The 16,765-nt window shown below is 55.9% G+C and carries 14 protein-coding genes; 7 read left to right on the top strand and 7 right to left on the bottom strand.

What is annotated here, in order from left to right:
- Positions 1 to 42: 42 nt before the first annotated feature.
- Positions 43 to 1,200 (bottom strand): DUF4261 domain-containing protein, encoded by a 1,158-nt coding sequence (locus tag DYE26_RS20990; RefSeq protein ID WP_051985773.1) that lies wholly within the window; start codon positions 1,198 to 1,200, stop codon positions 43 to 45.
- 245 nt (positions 1,201 to 1,445) lie between these two features.
- Here DYE26_RS20990 and DYE26_RS20985 point away from each other — a divergent pair, with 245 nt between their 5' ends.
- The gene (locus tag DYE26_RS20985) at positions 1,446 to 3,143 is read left to right on the top strand and encodes a stalk domain-containing protein (protein WP_036626827.1); all 1,698 of its coding nucleotides are present in this window, start codon (positions 1,446 to 1,448) and stop codon (positions 3,141 to 3,143) included.
- A gap of 24 nt (positions 3,144 to 3,167) precedes the next feature.
- Here DYE26_RS20985 and DYE26_RS20980 read toward each other — a convergent pair whose 3' ends face one another.
- Both DYE26_RS20980 and DYE26_RS20975 read right to left on the bottom strand, forming a co-directional pair.
- Positions 3,168 to 3,572, bottom strand: coding sequence for a DUF5367 family protein (locus tag DYE26_RS20980; protein ID WP_051985772.1), 405 nt, complete (start codon positions 3,570 to 3,572; stop codon positions 3,168 to 3,170).
- Positions 3,569 to 4,141, bottom strand: coding sequence for a TetR/AcrR family transcriptional regulator (locus DYE26_RS20975; protein WP_036626825.1), 573 nt, complete (start codon positions 4,139 to 4,141; stop codon positions 3,569 to 3,571). The genes DYE26_RS20980 and DYE26_RS20975 overlap by 4 nt, the downstream gene beginning before the upstream one ends.
- Positions 4,142 to 4,340: 199 nt before the next feature.
- Between DYE26_RS20975 and DYE26_RS20970 the strand changes: the two genes are divergently transcribed.
- The 5 genes from DYE26_RS20970 (at position 4,341) to DYE26_RS20950 (ending at position 10,976) form a co-directional block, all read left to right on the top strand.
- Complete coding sequence (locus tag DYE26_RS20970) at positions 4,341 to 5,051, top strand: response regulator transcription factor (protein ID WP_036626823.1); 711 nt, start codon at positions 4,341 to 4,343, stop codon at positions 5,049 to 5,051.
- Positions 5,048 to 6,415: a sensor histidine kinase gene (locus DYE26_RS20965; RefSeq protein WP_036626820.1), complete on the top strand. Its 1,368-nt coding sequence runs from the start codon at positions 5,048 to 5,050 to the stop codon at positions 6,413 to 6,415. Before DYE26_RS20970 ends, DYE26_RS20965 begins: the two co-directional genes overlap by 4 nt.
- 67 nt (positions 6,416 to 6,482) lie before the next feature.
- Positions 6,483 to 7,226 (top strand): PepSY domain-containing protein, encoded by a 744-nt coding sequence (locus DYE26_RS20960; RefSeq protein WP_036626818.1) that lies wholly within the window; start codon positions 6,483 to 6,485, stop codon positions 7,224 to 7,226.
- Between the two features lie 128 nt (positions 7,227 to 7,354).
- Positions 7,355 to 7,996, top strand: a complete 642-nt coding sequence (locus DYE26_RS20955; protein ID WP_051985771.1) for a PepSY domain-containing protein — start codon at positions 7,355 to 7,357, stop codon at positions 7,994 to 7,996.
- 184 nt (positions 7,997 to 8,180) lie between these two features.
- Positions 8,181 to 10,976 carry a glycoside hydrolase family 3 C-terminal domain-containing protein gene (locus DYE26_RS20950; protein WP_036626816.1) on the top strand — a complete coding sequence of 932 codons (2,796 nt, stop codon included), beginning with the start codon at positions 8,181 to 8,183 and terminating at the stop codon, positions 10,974 to 10,976.
- Between the two features lie 109 nt (positions 10,977 to 11,085).
- Here DYE26_RS20950 and DYE26_RS20945 read toward each other — a convergent pair whose 3' ends face one another.
- Positions 11,086 to 11,766 carry a spore coat protein gene (locus DYE26_RS20945; RefSeq protein ID WP_051985770.1) on the bottom strand — a complete coding sequence of 227 codons (681 nt, stop codon included), beginning with the start codon at positions 11,764 to 11,766 and terminating at the stop codon, positions 11,086 to 11,088.
- Positions 11,767 to 11,938: 172 nt separating this feature from the next.
- On the opposite strand from DYE26_RS20945, the gene DYE26_RS20940 reads away from it, so the two are divergent.
- Positions 11,939 to 12,151: a DUF378 domain-containing protein gene (locus DYE26_RS20940; RefSeq protein ID WP_036626814.1), complete on the top strand. Its 213-nt coding sequence runs from the start codon at positions 11,939 to 11,941 to the stop codon at positions 12,149 to 12,151.
- A gap of 141 nt (positions 12,152 to 12,292) precedes the next feature.
- Here DYE26_RS20940 and DYE26_RS20935 read toward each other — a convergent pair whose 3' ends face one another.
- The 3 genes from DYE26_RS20935 to DYE26_RS20925 form a co-directional block, all read right to left on the bottom strand.
- The gene (locus tag DYE26_RS20935; protein WP_063836342.1) at positions 12,293 to 12,994 is read right to left on the bottom strand and encodes an SGNH/GDSL hydrolase family protein; all 702 of its coding nucleotides are present in this window, start codon (positions 12,992 to 12,994) and stop codon (positions 12,293 to 12,295) included.
- A gap of 194 nt (positions 12,995 to 13,188) precedes the next feature.
- The gene (locus DYE26_RS20930; protein WP_051985769.1) at positions 13,189 to 15,003 is read right to left on the bottom strand and encodes an ABC transporter ATP-binding protein; all 1,815 of its coding nucleotides are present in this window, start codon (positions 15,001 to 15,003) and stop codon (positions 13,189 to 13,191) included.
- Positions 14,993 to 16,741 (bottom strand): ABC transporter ATP-binding protein, encoded by a 1,749-nt coding sequence (locus DYE26_RS20925; RefSeq protein ID WP_036626812.1) that lies wholly within the window; start codon positions 16,739 to 16,741, stop codon positions 14,993 to 14,995. The genes DYE26_RS20930 and DYE26_RS20925 overlap by 11 nt, the downstream gene beginning before the upstream one ends.
- Positions 16,742 to 16,765: the final 24 nt, after the last annotated feature.

Genomic DNA, 16,765 nt, shown 5'->3' with positions numbered 1-16,765 from the left:
GAAAAAAGCAGGGGGCCTTCCCCCTGCCTTGAGCAACCGCTGTTAATATTGGATCTTCAGGCTGTCGCCTTCGACATACACGCCTTCGGAGCGGGTTATCGGCAGCTTCTGCTCCGCCGTAAAGCCGATCGTTTCTCCGTCCCTAAGCGTGACGTCCCGGTCGATCACATACCCGGCGATGTCGATCAGGAAATCGCGCAGCTCGGCGGGCGAGGCCTGGCTGTCCAGCACTTCGATCTCATCCTTGCCGAACGATGCCAGCCCGTTCGTGTAACCGCTGACTCCCGCTTCGCTTCCGACCAATCCGAAGTGGATCAAATTAAGCAAAGGAACGATGTCCTCCGACTTCATCACTTCCGCCAACTCCACATAGAACTCCGGCTGAAAAACGGTCCCGGACATGTAGATGCCAACCGCGTTCGGCAGCTTCAAGCAGCTTGCCGCCAGTTTGGCGTACATTTTGCCGCTATCGAGCGAGGAGCCGGAGCGGGGAAATGTAGCCACGATGATTTGGGCCACATGCGTTTTGGTCACCTCCACCGCCTCGCGCCACAGATAGTTGCCTTGGGCATGAAACTCGGCTTCTCCGTCCGGCACGGGAGCGTCGACAAAGCTGACGGCCAAGGTGCAGCCCTCCGCTTCAAAAACCAGGATGCTTTCCTTTTCTTCTCCGGGGTGTTCTTGTTCATCCTCGTCCCGTGAGTAGGCGATATTCCAATCCTGCAGCAGGTTGGCCTTAATCAACTCCAGGTCGCATTCATGGGTATTGAGCAGCACGAACCCGTTAAAAATCCCGGAGGATTTCCCGTCTTCTTCATTGCCGGCAGAGCCATCCGCCTGAGTCTGAGTCTGAGCCTGCGCTTCCGCGGCCTCCAGTTCCGCCGCCCGCTTCATCCAGTACTCGCGGATCATTTCGACCATGGCGATCGCTTCCTGCTCGGCCGTGGCCGGATCATAGGGCTGCATTTCACTGAAAATATGGCCGCAATGCTCGGTGTCGGACGGATCTTCATAACCTCCGCATACGCCCAGGAGCCACTTGCCGAGCAAGTTCTTTTTGTACTTGAACATGTAGTAGTGCATGCCGTGCAAATCAAATTCCCCGGCGATTTCGATTTTTCCGGGTTCCCGGCCAAGTTCGTTTTCATGTGCCAGCCAACCCACCATTGATGCCATGGCCGCCTGCTGTTGGGATGTCATTAATTCCTCTCCTTCGTGAGTGAAAATACTCTTTAAAGGTATATTCTACCAACGTTAGAGAGGCAGTTCAATGCTCCCTCAGACCTCCATTAGAACTATGGAATTTCATGGGAGCGTATAGTATCCTAACTTTGGCAATCAACCGCTTTAAAAGTGGATCAATGTTCGAAATTATACATGGACATTTCCCCAAGAAGGTGTAACCGATTGCAGAACGCATGGATTGAAAAGGGAGGAAACGCAAGTTGTTCAAAAAAACGATCGTGATCATGAGTTTGCTATTGGGTTGTATAAGCGGCGGCCTGTCGGCGGCAGCTCAAACCTCGGCAGCGCAAACCCTGGCTGCGCAAATCCCGGCTGCGCAAATCCCGGCTGCGGAAGAGGGGGGCTTAATCGTAACGGAAACGGGCAGCGATAATACGGCGGAAGAGACCGGCGGAACAACGGGCCAAGCAGCGGATGGCCGCCCCGAATCGGAGCTGAGCGATGCCATCGTTTTATCGGTCGATAGCTCCAAGGCTTACGTCAAGGGCCAAATGACCCGAATCGATGGAATGAATTCCGGGGTCGCCCCTTTTGTGGAGAAAGGAAGTGCTTTAGTCCCATTACGCTTTTTGGCGGATCAGGTGGGGGCGAAAATGTCGTTTAACGCAAAGACAGGGGACATCACGATTACGGCTGGCGGCCAGACGGCCAAAACGCGTATCGGTGAACGGGTGCTCTACATCAATGACCGGAAGATCGTCATGAGCGCTCCGGGCCAAGCGGTGAACGGCACGACTTATTTGCCGCTGCGGAACGCGGTCGAAGATCTTTTTCAGAAGAAGCTGTTTTTTAAAGACGGGATCATTGTGATCAGCGACAGTGAACAAAACATTTCCGGCGATGTGCTGGCATCTCTAAAGAAAAGTTTGCAGCCCAAAGCCATCTATGCCGGTAAATTAATGATGTACTATATGTACAGCGACGGGACGGTCGAGAAAGTCGATATTGACACCCGCCCTTCCTCGGAGATCCGGTCGCAGGAAATGAATCGGGTGGAATATACGGATGGCCGCTTTTTTTACATAAAGGATTTTTTGGGGACGGTGGATAATGATTATTTTTACCGAACAGATCTCAATGGGAATCTGATAACTTTCCATTTTCCCCAGGGTGAGCAGTTGGGTCTCGTGATGGGCCAGGACGGGGATCTCTATTTCAATCGGCCGAACGGCGACATCGTGAAGATCGGCTATGACGATGATACGGGCGCACGCCATGTGATCGGCAAGGGCTATTTAATGAAAGACAACGCCTATATCAAAAACGATGTTATTTGGTTCACCGACGGCGAAGCCAATTATGCCATTTACAAGCTGCAGAACGGAAAAAAAACGAAACTGTCCAAGGCGAATTGCTTCATCCGCTATGTTTACAATAATTGGATTTATTATGGCTATTACGAAAACAAACGCTGGACGTTGTACCGCATGGGGATGGACGGAAGCCATCAAAAGAAACTGTCCGGAGATGCCGATGTAAACGATTCAATGATCTTCAACAACAAAATCTATTATCTGGACAACCGCGCTAAAATGCTGCGCGAAATGAACCTCGACGGATCCGGCAAAAGGGCTGTCGCCAAACTGAACGATCCCGGGATGCAGATTTTCGACATGGTCGGGGGAACGCTTTATTACACCGAAGAAAATCAGTTGAAGTGGACGCAATCCTTATGGAAGGTCGACGTTTTGACAGGCGCGAAAAAACGGCTGGCCACCGAGGAACTCGATTTTGATTCCGGCTGGCTGCGGATTAGAAACGTCAAAGCGTTGGGGGATTACGTATATTACACGTTCGCAGACGGGGTGTATGCCGTTAAGAAGAACGGGGGCGCTCCGAACAAGCTTGGGAGTTTGCCAAATGCCGGCAGGGATGCCGTCAGCATTAAGGAACAATGAATATTTTCGTCAAAGGACACCGGCTCACGCCGAGTGTCCTTTTGTACGTAATCCCGTTAGAATAATCAGTGCGTAGGCCCAAAGCAGCCAAGCCGCCAACAACGGCATGCTGCTGTCGCTTATCCCCGGGAAAACGAAGCGATGGAAGGGGAGCGATACTACGTCAAGCAGCATCCCGGGCAAGGCCGTGCACGCGGCGGGGACCAAGCGCTCCAGCGGTGAAAGGCGAACCATGGAATACAACGGCGTCATACATCCCCAAATCAAAGGGATCGCGGCAATGAAACAAATCCCCGTAATAAGCGGCTTCTCCACATCGATCAACAAGCCTCCGAAGAAGTGAAAAACAAGGGTGGCCGCGAGCCAGAGGAGGAATCCCCACAGCAGGAAAACCTTGTTCCCCGTCCTGGTTGTTGTTCCGGTTTTCATTTGCTCACTCCTTTAGAAATAAAATGGAACATGGCCTGAAGCGCATCAAATGCTTTTTCTTTAGGAAAATCCTCGTCCAGCAAAGCTTGCACGGCCAGCCCGTCAATGATCGCGTTCATCAGCATGCCCCATTGGTCCATCGAGATTTGCTCCACGGGAGAGCTTCCCCAGCGGTCCTCAAGAATTCCGGCGAGGTGTTTGTTTTCTTCGCGGATCATCTCGCCCAACCGCCGGCGGTTGGGTTCCAGATGCAGGCTGGCCGCCAGCGAAGCGAAAAACAACCGGTGATAGGTGGAGTCGTACCCGCACCTTTCTTTGGCCGATTGCAGCGCCTCTTCCACGCTGGCATGGCTCTGCCGCAGAGACTCCCAGGAGGAATCGCATAGGCTCTGCACCAGCTCGATCATTAACTGTTCCTTCGTCCGGAAATGATAAAAGACGGTTCCCTGGCTCACCTTCGCCTGGTCGGCGACCGCCTTCAGCGTCGTTTTTTCAATCCCTTTTTGTACGACGCATTCCTGGGCGGCCCGCAAAAGCTCCTCACGGGTCACCACATTGGGTTTTGCCATAGGTTTATTTCCCTCCTTCACAGTAAGTTGGTCAAATAACTAACTCTTCGTTGTAAGTATTATCCTACATGCCGGTTTTTGGTTTGTCAATTGCAGGTAATCATAACAGTTGCAAAGACAAGGGAGCAACCCGACCTAAGGGATGGCCTCTTTTGTATAATAGAAAAATAAGCTTGCAATTAACAGCGGAGGGAAGCGGATGAATGAAGCGATACTGGTCATAGAAGATGAAGTGAAAATTGCGCGCCTGCTTGAAATCGAACTGGAGTCCGAAGGCTACCGCGTAGGCAAGGCAAATAACGGAACCGAAGGCTTGGAAGCTTACCGTCGCGGCCATTGGGATCTGATCCTGCTCGACATTATGCTCCCGGAGATAAGCGGCATTGAAGTTCTCCGCCGCATACGTCAGTCGGACGAGCGGATCCCGGTCATTTTGCTTACGGCCAAGAGCTCGGTCGAAGACAAAGTTTCCGGCCTCGATCTTGGGGCCAACGATTACGTGACCAAGCCGTTCCGGATCGAGGAGCTGCTGGCCCGAATCCGCGCCGCTTTGCGTTTGCGCAATACGGTGGGCTTGGCTCCTCAGGTCGAAGTTTCGTCCGAAGAAGCGTGGCTCGGCGCCGCCGGTTTAAGGCTGAACGAGCAAACCCGGGAAGTCCTCCGCGACGGCGATCCGGTGGAATTGACGCCGCGCGAATACGACCTGCTGGTGTTTCTGCTCAAGCATCAGCGGCAGGTGCTGAGCCGGGAGCAGATTTTACAAGCGGTCTGGGGATACGATCATTACGGCGATACCAATATCGTTGATGTATATATCCGGTATGTCCGCAAAAAGATCGACCGCGGCCGGGCGCAGGAACTGATCCACACGGTCCGCGGGGTCGGATATGTCCTGAAGGAGCAGCCATGAAGCTGAGAAGCAAAATTTATTTATATACCTCCGCTCTGTTCGCCGTGCTGCTGATCGTGGTAAATTTGTCGGTGTATATTTTGTTCGAGCGTATGTCGGTCGGCCATGAAATCAAGCGGGTCGAAGCGGAAGCGGAGGCGATCGTCAAAGGCGTGCGGCAGTCGGCGGGCTTGATTCCGCCGGACGATCTCCTGCGGGCGTACGCTCCGCTGAACGGAATGCTGAGGATCGTAAAGAGCGACGGCACAAGCACGCCTCCGGTAACCACCTCCTCCGAGCAGCAACTGAGCAAGCTCAAGTATGCCTTCGAGGAGGAGCGGAAGACACGGCGCATAGACGTCGGACGGACCGGTTATGTTTGGGTTTCGGTCCCGGTAATCTGGCCCGACGGTGAAGTCGTCAACGTTCAGGTCATGGAATCGATTGCCGACACGGAGGGCCGTCTTGCGGTGCTGCGCACGGTGCTCGTCGCGGTAACCCTCATCGCGTTGATCCCTGCTTTGGTGTCCAGCCGGATTTTGGCGAACCGGATGATGACGCCGGTCTCCTCGATGATCGGAACGATGAAGGAGATTATGCGCAGCGGCCGGTTCAAGCGGCTGAGCCAGAGCGGTTCGTCCAGAGACGAGCTGAAGGAGATGGAAGAGACATTTAACGGGATGATCGACATGCTTGAAGCCAACTTTGAGCGCCAGGAGCGCTTCGTTTCCGACGCTTCCCATGAGCTGAAGACGCCGCTGACGATCATCGAGAGCTATGCGAGCCTGCTGCGGCGGCGCGGCCGGGAGCGCCCGGAAATCTTTGACGAGGCGGTCGAAGCCATCTTGTCCGAATCGCTCCGCATGCGCGAAATGACGGAACAGCTGCTGATGCTGGCCAGGGGACCCGAGCACTGGCAATTGAAAGTGGAGCGCGTTGATCTGGCCGGGGCGGCGGAAGAATCGGTCCGTGCTTTTCGCAATGCCTATAAGCGGGATGTATCATTATTCGCCGAAGGACCTATTTGGCAAAATACGGATGCGGGCATGCTAAGGCAGCTGTTGTTCATTTTGCTCGACAATGCGCGTAAATACAGTGAAACCGGCATTGCCGTGCGCGTTGGGGCGGATGAGCGTGAGGGGTGGATCACGGTGGAGGACCGGGGGGTCGGAATCCCCCGGGAGGAGCTGAACAAAGTATTCGACCGCTTCTATCGGCTGGACCCGGCAAGAACGAGGCGGTCCGGAGAGGGCGGTTTTGGACTGGGGCTGGCGCTGGCCAAGGAGATCGCCGGGGCCCTCGGAGTGCGGATTAAGCTGGACAGCCAAGTAGGGCAAGGGACAACCGCCTCCCTGATTTTTCGCAAGGAGCAGGCCGGTGAATAGTTCTCATGGAATTCTCATTTTCACCGGATATACTGGGGGGAGCGGCAATGATGAAAGGTGATGGGAGATGAAGCTGCGGTTTGGGCTGAGATTTTGGATGGCGGGGATCGTTGTGCTTGCGGCTGCTGCCGTACTGCTCATGGTCTGGCAGCCCTGGAAGAGCGGTGAACCGGCGTTGACCGCGCAGGATGCCGAACAAGCCGTGCTGGAGCAATATCCCGGCAAAATCGAACAATCCGTTCTTGAGGACGGTCAATATAAACTGCGGCTCCGCTCTGAATCAGGATTGTATCAGGTTGCCGTCGACGCCGGTTCAGGCAAGGTGAATTCGATCGAGCGGATCGAAGCGGCAGCGGATACGGAGCGGAAAACGCTGCTGAGCCGGGAGCAGGTTAAAGCGGATTTGCAATCGCGCATCGACGGGGAAATCGCCAAGCTGGAGCTTGTTGAACTGGAGGGCAAGCAGGCTTATCAGGCGGTAATTGTCCAGCAGAACGGCACCAGCCGGGAAATGACGCTTGACCCTTATACGGGGGAAACGCTGGTTTCCCGCACGATTTCTTCTCCAGGGCGGAAAGAGGGCACAAAAAGCCGGCTGCTGACGGAAGACGAAGCCGCAAAGCTTGCCCTTGCCGAGATTCCTGGAGAAGTCGACGATGTAGAGCTGCGCGGTGCGGACGGCAGCACGCCTTATTATTTGGTGGAGATCGACCTGGCGGACGGCCGGGAGGCGACGGTGGAGGTCCAGGCGATCTCCGGGGCGATCCGGACGGTAACCTGGGATGATGATGAAACCGATTCAGATGATTGATGGACGCAAAGCTTCACTTCATTTTCTCAGCAAATTCTAATGTTTCTCTTTCCGGCTTCTCATTTGAGAAGGGTAATCTAATTGGGCAGGCACAAAGCGAAAGCGAAATATTAGAAGGAGGCATTTTTATGATGATGAAGCGAAAAATGTGGGTTGGTGCCATGTCCGCGGCGCTGCTGCTGGGGGCGACCACGGCGCTTGCCAGCGCGGGGGCGGCGGGCCAAAGCACAGGAAATACCGGAACCGGGGCAACCGCAAAAACGGCGGCTCAGTCGGGAAAAAGTTCCTACATCACGATTGAGCAGGCGAAAGCCGCGGCATTAAAAGCCGAGGCCGGGCGTGTCGAGGATGTGGAATTGAAGCGCAAATCGGGCAAAGTATTCTACGATATCGAAATCGAGCAGGCCTACGGTGATGTGGACGTACATGTTGACGCCGTAACGGGGAAAGTATTGGCGGTCAAGGATAGAGAACATGACGACGATGATGATGACCGTGACGACCGTGACAACCGTGACAACCGTGACTATATTGCGGGATCGAATAAAGGGCTGCCTGCCGGGGCGAAAATCACCTCCGATCAAGCTTCCGAAATCGCGGTCAAGCAAGTAAACGGGGCTACGGTCACCAAAGTTGAGCTTGATTACGACGACGGGCGGTACGTTTACGAAGTCGAGCTGAAGACCGAACTAGGCGAAGCCGATGTGGACATCGATGCCGTTACGGGCAAAGTGTATTCCGTGGACGAGGATTTTAAGGATTGGGATTAATCGTTTTTAGTCAGTGATTTGTGCCGTAAGGGCAGCGCGTCAGCAATGGATGCCGCTGCTCTTTTTTTCGCCCGCATATTCAATGTTCCGTTTATTTTATCTGCAATAATGCCATGGAAATTTCAAAACGAATCGGTTACGGTATAAATAATTGGATTAAAAAAACAAGTGGGGAGAGAAGGCATTGAGTTCAAAAGTGGGAGTACCTTTGGAAGGGTTTGCTGAATTCAGCAGGAAGGTGGCCGCGGAAGGCGCGGTGCTGCTGAAAAATGAAGGACAAGCGCTGCCGCTGCGAAGCGGCGAAAGCGTTTCGATTTTCGGGAGAATTCAAGTGAACTATTACCGCAGCGGCACGGGTTCGGGCGGCAGCGTCAACGTGGCCTACACGACCCATCTATTGGACGGCCTGCGGAGCAAAAAGCAAATTCGGGTGAATGAAGAGCTGGCGTCCGTTTATGAAAAGTGGATCGCGCAAAACCCGTTCGACAACGGCGGAGGCGGCTGGGCCGCGGAACCTTGGCACCAGAAGGAAATGCCGCTCACCGATGAGCTGGTGGCCGCGGCGAGAGCCAAGTCGGACAAGGCGATCGTGGTGATCGGGCGCACCGCCGGCGAAGACCAGGACAACGCTGACGCGCCCGGCAGCTACCGGTTGACGGACGATGAAATTGCGATGCTGCGGCGGGTTACGGCTCATTTTGAACAGACGATCGTCGTCCTGAACGTCTCCAATATCATCGACATGAGCTGGCTCGACGATGAAGCGTACGCGCACCCGATCCCTTGCGTCATTTACGCCTGGCACGGCGGGATGGAAGGCGGCAACGCCATCGCCGACGTGCTGGCCGGGGACGTCCATCCGGGCGGCAAATTGACCGATACGATCGCCTATTCGATCGAGGACTACCCGTCTACCCGCAACTACGGCAACGAATTCAAAAACCTGTACCAGGAGGATATTTATGTGGGGTACCGGTATTTTGAGACGTTTTGCCCGGATAAGGTGCGGTTTGAATTCGGCTATGGATTGACTTATACGGAGTTCGGCATCAAGCCGGAAGAGGCGAAGCGGGTCGTCAAAAATGGCGGGGAGCAGCTTGAAATCGGCGTGACCGTGCAAAATATCGGCGTAACCTATCCCGGCAAAGAGGTGGTTCAGGTTTATGTTGAAGCGCCCCAAGGCCAGCTGGGCAAACCGGCCAGAGCGCTCGTGGCTTTCGCCAAAACGCAGGAGCTGAAGCCGGGGGAATCGCAGCGGCTGACCATAAGCTTCCCGGTGAATGCCCTGGCTTCCTACGACGACGGCGGCTATACCGGTCACCGTTCCGCTTACGTGCTTGAAGCCGGGATGTACTATTTTCATGTAGGGAACAGCGTCAAAAATACGGTTAGGATCGGCGTGGACGGACAAAACGGGTACGAGGTGCCGGAGCTGCGGGTTGTGGAGCAGCTGGAAGAAGCGCTGGCGCCGACGGAAGATTTCACCCGCATGAAGCCGGGGGCCCGCAAGGAAGACGGATCTTACGAAATCACCTACGTGGAGGTGCCGAAACGAACCGTATCCTTAGCGAACCGGATTGAACAAAGGCTTCCCGAAACGATCGAGCAAACGGGGGACCGCGGCTATAAACTGAAGGACGTGCATGACGGCAAAATCAGCCTGGAAACCTTCGTGGCCCAGCTTGGCGACGAGGACCTGGCCGCGATCGTCCGCGGCGAAGGGATGAGCAGCCCGCTGGTGACCCCGGGTACGGCTTCGGCGTTTGGGGGAGTGAGCGACAGCCTGTTCCGCTTCGGCATCCCGATCGGATGTACGGCGGACGGCCCGTCCGGGATCCGCATGGATACCGGGGAAAAGGCGACCCAGGTGGCGATCGGCACCCTGCTTGCGGCGACCTGGGATCCTGAGCTGGTCGAAGAGCTGTATGTGCTGGAAGGCAAGGAGCTGCTGAGAAACAACATCGACACGCTGCTCGGACCGGGCCTCAATATCCGGCGCAGCCCGCTGAACGGGCGGAATTTCGAGTATTTTTCCGAAGACCCGCTGCTCACCGGAATTTTTGCAACGGCTTGTACCGCCGGCATTAAGAAAGGCGGCTCCCATGCGACGCTCAAGCATTTCGCCTGCAACAACCAGGAGCAGTACCGCAGCAAGGTCGATGCGGTCGTTTCCGAACGCGCGCTCCGGGAGGTGTATCTCAAAGGCTTCGAAATGGCGGTGAAGCGGGGCGGGGCCAGCTCGGTCATGACCGCGTACAATCCGCTGAACGGGCATTGGGCGGCGTCGAATTACGACCTGAACACGACGATTCTTCGCGGAGAATGGGGCTTTACGGGAATCGTGATGACGGACTGGTGGGCGATGATGAACGATGTGGCGAACGGCGGTCCGGCGGATAAGAAATATACGAATTTTATGGTGCGGGCGCAAAACGATCTGTACATGGTCGTCAGCAACTACGGCGCGGAGGTCAACGCCATGGACGACAACACCATCGAATCGCTGGGGAACGGGTCATTGACGCGAGGGGAACTGCAGCGCTGCGCCATGAATATTTGCCGGTTCCTGATGAACGCGCCGGTATTTTCGCGGAAACAGGAGATCGTGGAAACCGTTCATAACTTCAAGGCGAATCCGGCGCTGGTTTCGGAGCGGATTCCGGAGCAGGTTCAGGATCTGTCCGTGAACCCGCAGGTTGAACCGGCTGCTCACGGATCGACCTTCATCAAGGTGGACCGCGCCGGCCAATACCGGATCATCGTCAACTTAATGTACGCGGACACCAATTTGGCCCAAAGCGCCTGCAACCTTATGCTGGGCGGTCAACTCGTAACGACGGTGCAAACGAACGGAACGGACGGCAATTGGATTCGGCAAAAGCTGGTGAAGATCGGGCTGGAAGCGGGAATTTACGAGCTGAAGCTGGAATTCACCAAGCCGGGGCTGCAGATCGGATGGATCGAGTTTAAGCAAGTGTAATTTACGGAGCGACACGGCCGTTTCCTGTTATGCAGCGGGGAACGGCCGTGTTGTTTCCTTAACATAAAACAAGACACCGCAAAGGGTGCCTTGATGGCCGCCGCCCGTTCTACATAAACATGCCGCCGGACGGCTGCTGAGTTCCCTGGGGAACCGTACCGTAGGCGTGCACGAACGTATCGGTCGTATTTTCCTGAAGCGTAGGCACCTGGTAGTACCCTTTTTGGTTGGCGTATTGGAAACATTCGTAAGCCATGTCCGCGCATCTATTGGCGCTGGTTTGCACAAAATGACGCAGCGAAGGGTTGGCCATTTCAAGCGCGGCTTTCATTTTTAAGGCGGCCGACTGCTTATGGCAGTTTAAGAGAGCCAGGGCTACGTCCGCATCGTCGAGTTGATCCGTGCTTTGAGCCGGCGTTTGCGTTTCCGGTTGACGCAGTCCATACATCGGTTGATACGAAGAGCTTGCATAGTTCGGCATGGTTTCATGGGTCCCCATTGTTCCCCCCGCAGTCGGCATGGTCCCGCCGGAAGTAGCCATCGCTCCGCTGGCGTGCGCCACCGTTTTTTGGCCGCGGGCCGGTACGGCTTGAGATGCCCCCGTTTGCTGCGCCAGCTGTACAAGTTGATTGTAATCCATGGTACAGGCTTGCATTTGATGATTCATCATCATTTGCAGCTGCTGGTCTTTTACGTAAGGGCGGTAAAGCATCATCGCATTCAATCCGGAGATTTCGTTGCTTAAAATCTCGTGGACTTCCATAACTTCATGTGCGCCAAGCTTATTCATCGTTTCAATTCCCTCCAAGCAAAATTTGTCATTCCCCCCTTAATTGTGCTCCGGGATGTTTTTAAGTATGCATACAAGCTCCTTGATTTCTCTTGTTTGCCAGTGCTGCATAATTTCAGGGAATTTTGGGAATTTTGTTAATAAAAACGATTTTGACAAGGAGTTGCCGTTCATGAAAACATTGAATATTATTGCGCTGGCTCTGCTGATTATCGGCGGGATCAACTGGCTGTTGGTGGGACTGTTCCAATACGATCTGGTGGCGGGCATTTTCGGCGGGCAAAATTCCGCTTTGTCCCGGATCATTTACGTTATCGTTGGAATTTGCGCGTTGTATTCGCTGAAATTTTTTAATGATGTGAGCGAGGATCGAGTTTCCAGATAATCGTTCGCCATGGAGCAGTATGTGAAAAAAATCCCCTTCGGTCGGGTGGCCAATAAGTCCGTGCGGCAAAGGCAGACCCGGAAGGGGATATTTTTTTGAAGAGGTGTCCCGTTGTATAGTTGTAAAATGCAAATCTTACAATTACCGTTTGCGGCGCTTTATGCTATGACGCTTCACGCTGTGGCGCTTTACAGGCTTGGGGACAGGCTGGATGTACGGGGCCAGACCCGCGGCGATCGCCCGATGCCCGCGGTCGTTTGGATGTATGGGCAGCGATCCGCTTAACACATCCTGAAGTCTCCCCGTTTTATAACCGGCAATGAACTCCGCTTGCCTGCCTTCGAACCACTGATGCGCAGGCGCGACCCTGGCCCCGTGCCGAACTGCGGTTTCTTTAATGACCCGGTTCAGCCGCCCGATCCACTCCTCCGCGGCGGGGCTGTTCGGAAACGGGTTGTACTGCGTGCAGCATACCAGGTTTGCCTGGCTTAGATTGCGAATCTGAAGCAAAATTCCGTTCAGATTTGCCCGATAAGAGCTCAAAAGCCGTTCGTCCGGCTGCAGCTTTCCGGTCAATAGCGAAGAAATCGCCGTGCTGGCCAGGTCTACCCCGCCGATCCATACGGATACGACATCGGACATACTGATCATGGACGAATCCCGCCATAAGACGGCGTCCAGCAGCTCATGGCTGCTCCAACCCGGCCGGGCCAGCACAAATCCGCTGACCTTGCGGGAGTTCGCGGCATTCAGCGACGATACGACAAGCTGGGGATAGGCTTTGGCCGGAGAGGTGGCATTTTCTCCGAACGTAATCGAATCCCCGAGCGCGGTATAAATCATTTTTGTGTCACCCACCCGACGTTAGTATTACCGTATCATATGGCAATCGCCTAGCGGGTGTGCGGGCATTTCGGTGCGCAGCGCCATTATTATCGGCCGTGAGCCGGCCTTGGCAGCCAAAAGTACCGGCTTTGAGCTTCGGCATGTGCCTGGCGTTCACCGGCCGTGCGCCAGATCGGCTGCCGTGAGCCGGCTTAAGCCGTCACGCCCGGTTCGCCCCGGGAGTGGCGGATGAGCTCGGCGTAATAGCCGCTTTGCGCCAGGAGCTGTTCATGCGTCCCCTGCTCCGCGATGCGTCCGCTTTGGATGACGATGATGCGGTCGGCATGCTGGACGGTGGACAGGCGGTGGGCGATCACCAGGGTGGTCCGTCCCTCGGAAACGACGTGCAGCGCGTTTTGGATCAGCAGCTCCGTTTGAGAATCGAGGTTGGCGGTCGCTTCGTCCAGGATCAGGATCTTCGGCTTAAACGTAAGGATGCGGGCAAAAGAAATCAACTGCCGCTCCCCGGCGGACAGCCCGCTGCCCCGGTTGGACAGCAGCGTATCGTATCCGTCTTTGAGCCGCTTGATCATCGGATGGGCGCCGACCCGCTGGCACGCCTCGATCACCTCTTCGCGGCTGATCTCTTGCCGGAACAGGCGGACGTTGTCGACGATGGTACCGGAGAACAGGAACGGGTCCTGCTGGACCAGTCCGACCATGCGGTGCAGGGACTCTAACGGCAGGCGCCGGATGTCGATGCCGTCGATCTCGACGCTTCCCTCGCTTACATCATAGAAGCGGGTCAACAGGTTGACCAGCGAGCTTTTGCCCGCGCCGGTCGTGCCGACGATGCCGATGAACTCCCCCTCGCGGATATGTAATTCCAGGCCGTGCAGCACTTCCTGGCCTGCGGTGTACGAAAACCGGATGCGGTTGAAATCGATCCGGCCGCGAACGGAGGCGAGGTCGGCGGGCACGGCATCCTCCGGCTCCGGATCACGCACCTCCGGCTCGACCGAGAAGATGCGCCACAGCCGGTCCATCGATACCATCGTCGATTGCAGCGTGTTCCACTGCTGCGTGATGGCGTTGATCGGCTGGAAAAACTGGCGGATATAGCTGATGAACGCGTAAAGCACGCCGAATTCGATGCGCTGTCCCAGCACCGCGATCCCGCCGATCCACACGACAAAGGCGACGGACAGGTTGCCCAAAATATCGAAGGAACGGTTGAACAGCACCGAAGCCCGCACCTCCTGCAGGTTGGCCTGCAGGTAGACGGTGTTCCGCTGCGTAAACCGCGACGCCTGCTCCTTCTCCTGATGAAAGGACTGAATCAGGCTCATGCCGGTCAAATTTTCCGCAGTGAAGGCGATCAGCCGGGACAACAGGGCGCGGGCCCGCTGGTAGCAGGTGCGCAAATATTTGCGGAAGGCCAGGGAAATGGCCGTAATAATCGGAAACAGGATCATGCAGTACAAGGCGAGGCGGGCATCCAGGGCGAACATGAAGACGACGATCAAAATGAGCGACAACCCGTCGCGTACGAGGCTTAACAGCACTTGGGTGAAAAACTGGTTAATCGTCTCCGTATCGCTGGACTCATTGGTGACAAGCCCTCCCGCGGAGCTGCGGTCGAAGAAGGACATAGACTGTCCGGTGATGTGGCGGAACAAATCCTTGCGCAAGCGGGCAACGATGCTCTGGCCGGCGCGCTGCAGCATATTGGCCTGGAAATAAGAAAATATGCCGCTGATAGCCTCCAACAGCAAATACGTGATTGCAAGCGTTAACAGGATACCAGCTCCGTGTGCTCCGAACAACACCTTTTCGTCGATGGCGTATTTGATCAGCACCGGCTGCAGGAGGTCGGCGGCGATCGCCAGGAACGCAAAGGCGAACACGCCAAGGAACGCCTTGCGGTGAGGTTTGGCGTAAGCGAAAAGGGCGGCGAACGCCTTGCGCCGGTTTTCCGGGGATAGCTCGTATTTTTTCGGACTTTGTTCCATGGTTTTAGCCGGCATCGCTTTCCCCTCCTTCCTGAATGGCGTGCAGCGCGGCGTATAACCCGCCGGCATTCAGCAATTGGTCGTGCGTGCCCTGCTCGGCGATCCGGCCATCCTCAAGCACGAGGATATGGTCGGCGTGTTTAACGGCGCTGATGCGATGGGCGATGATCACCGTCGTTTTGCCTTCGCGCGCCAAGCGCAGATTGGTCAGGATTTTCGTCTCGGTTACGGCGTCCACCGCGCTGACGCTGTCGTCCAGCAGCAGGATCGGGGCGTCCTTGATCAGCCCCCGCGCCAGGCTGGTGCGCTGGCGTTGTCCGCCCGACAAGGTCAGCCCGCGTTCCCCCAGCTTAGTTTCGAACTTGTCGGGGAAGGCGGCGATGTTGTCGTACAGGTCGGCGAGCTTTGACGCTTCCACGACTTTTTTCAGCTCTGAATCCCGGTCGAAAAAGGCGATGTTGTCGCGGATCGTCGTGCTGAACAGGAAGCCGTCCTGCGGTACGTAGGCGATCTCCGAGCGCAGGCTCTCCAGCGACAAGTCGAGGACGTCGTCGCCGCCGATCAACACCGTGCCCCGCGGCGGATCGTAAATCCGCAGCAGCAGCTTGACGAGCGTCGTTTTGCCGCTGCCCGTCCGGCCGACGATGCCTAAGGTCTGGCCCGGCTTCAAGCGGAGACGGATGTCCGTAAGCGACGGTCTGGCCGCTTCGGGATACGAAAAGGTTAAATTCCGGATTTCGATGCTCAGCGGCCGGTCTTCGAGCTGCAGCGCACTTTCGGCTTCGCGGATGTCCGGCTTCACGGCAAGCAGCCGGTTCAACCGGTCCAGCGAAGCCCTGGAGCGCTGCATCGCATTGATGACGTTGCCGATCAAGCGCAGCGGATTCATGATCATGCGCAAATACAGCGTCAGCGCCACGAAATTGCCAAGCGACAGTTCCCCGCGCGTCACCAGCATGCCGCCGTAGGCGATGGCGATGGCCATCGCCATCGCGCCGGTGAACGGCAGCAGCACCTGAAACAACGAGGTGATGCGGACCAGAGACAGCTGATTGCCTAAGATCCGGTCGACGGTTTCGCCGAACCGGCGGTAGGCGGTGTCTTCGGCGGCGAAGCTTTTGGTCACTTTGACGCCCTCAAACTGCTCTTCCGCCGACTCGGTCATGGCCGCCAGCGACTCCTGCACCTTCCGCGAGCGGTCGCGAATCAACGGGCCGATGCGGACGACCAGGAACGGGATGGCGATGAGCGGCAAAATGCTGACCACGATCAAAAGCGCCGGAATATCGCTCACCGCCATCATCACGATGACGGAAATCAGCAAAACCGACGCATTGGTCATTTGATTTAATCCGTTAGCGATCGACTCTCGCACGCCGGTGACGTCATTCATCACGTAGCTCAGCAGCTTGCCGATGCCGTTTTTGGAAAAGAAGGATTCGCTTAAGCGGGTAAAGTGCCCGAACAACTGCTGGCGGGCGCGGAATTCGAAGATGCGGCCGAGGCGATGGTTAATGTATTGGCCGATTCCGAAGCAGCCTCCGTAAACGAGCGCGATCAAGGCGAGAATCGAGGCGTGGTAAACGACGCCGTTTCTCGTCAGATTGCCGGTTTGCAGGTTATCGGTAAACTCTCCCAGCACTTTCGGGAAATACGAATACGTGATGTTGGCAACCGCCAGGAACCCGACGGCCGTCAGGTAAAACAGCAAATGCGATTTGATGTGATCAAGCAGCAAAGTTTTTCCCCGCACGAAACATCCCGTCCTCTCCCCATT

The sequence above is a fragment of the Paenibacillus macerans genome (assembly GCF_900454495.1).
Taxonomy (GTDB): domain Bacteria; phylum Bacillota; class Bacilli; order Paenibacillales; family Paenibacillaceae; genus Fontibacillus; species Fontibacillus macerans.
This window is presented reverse-complemented; position numbering and strand designations above follow the sequence as displayed.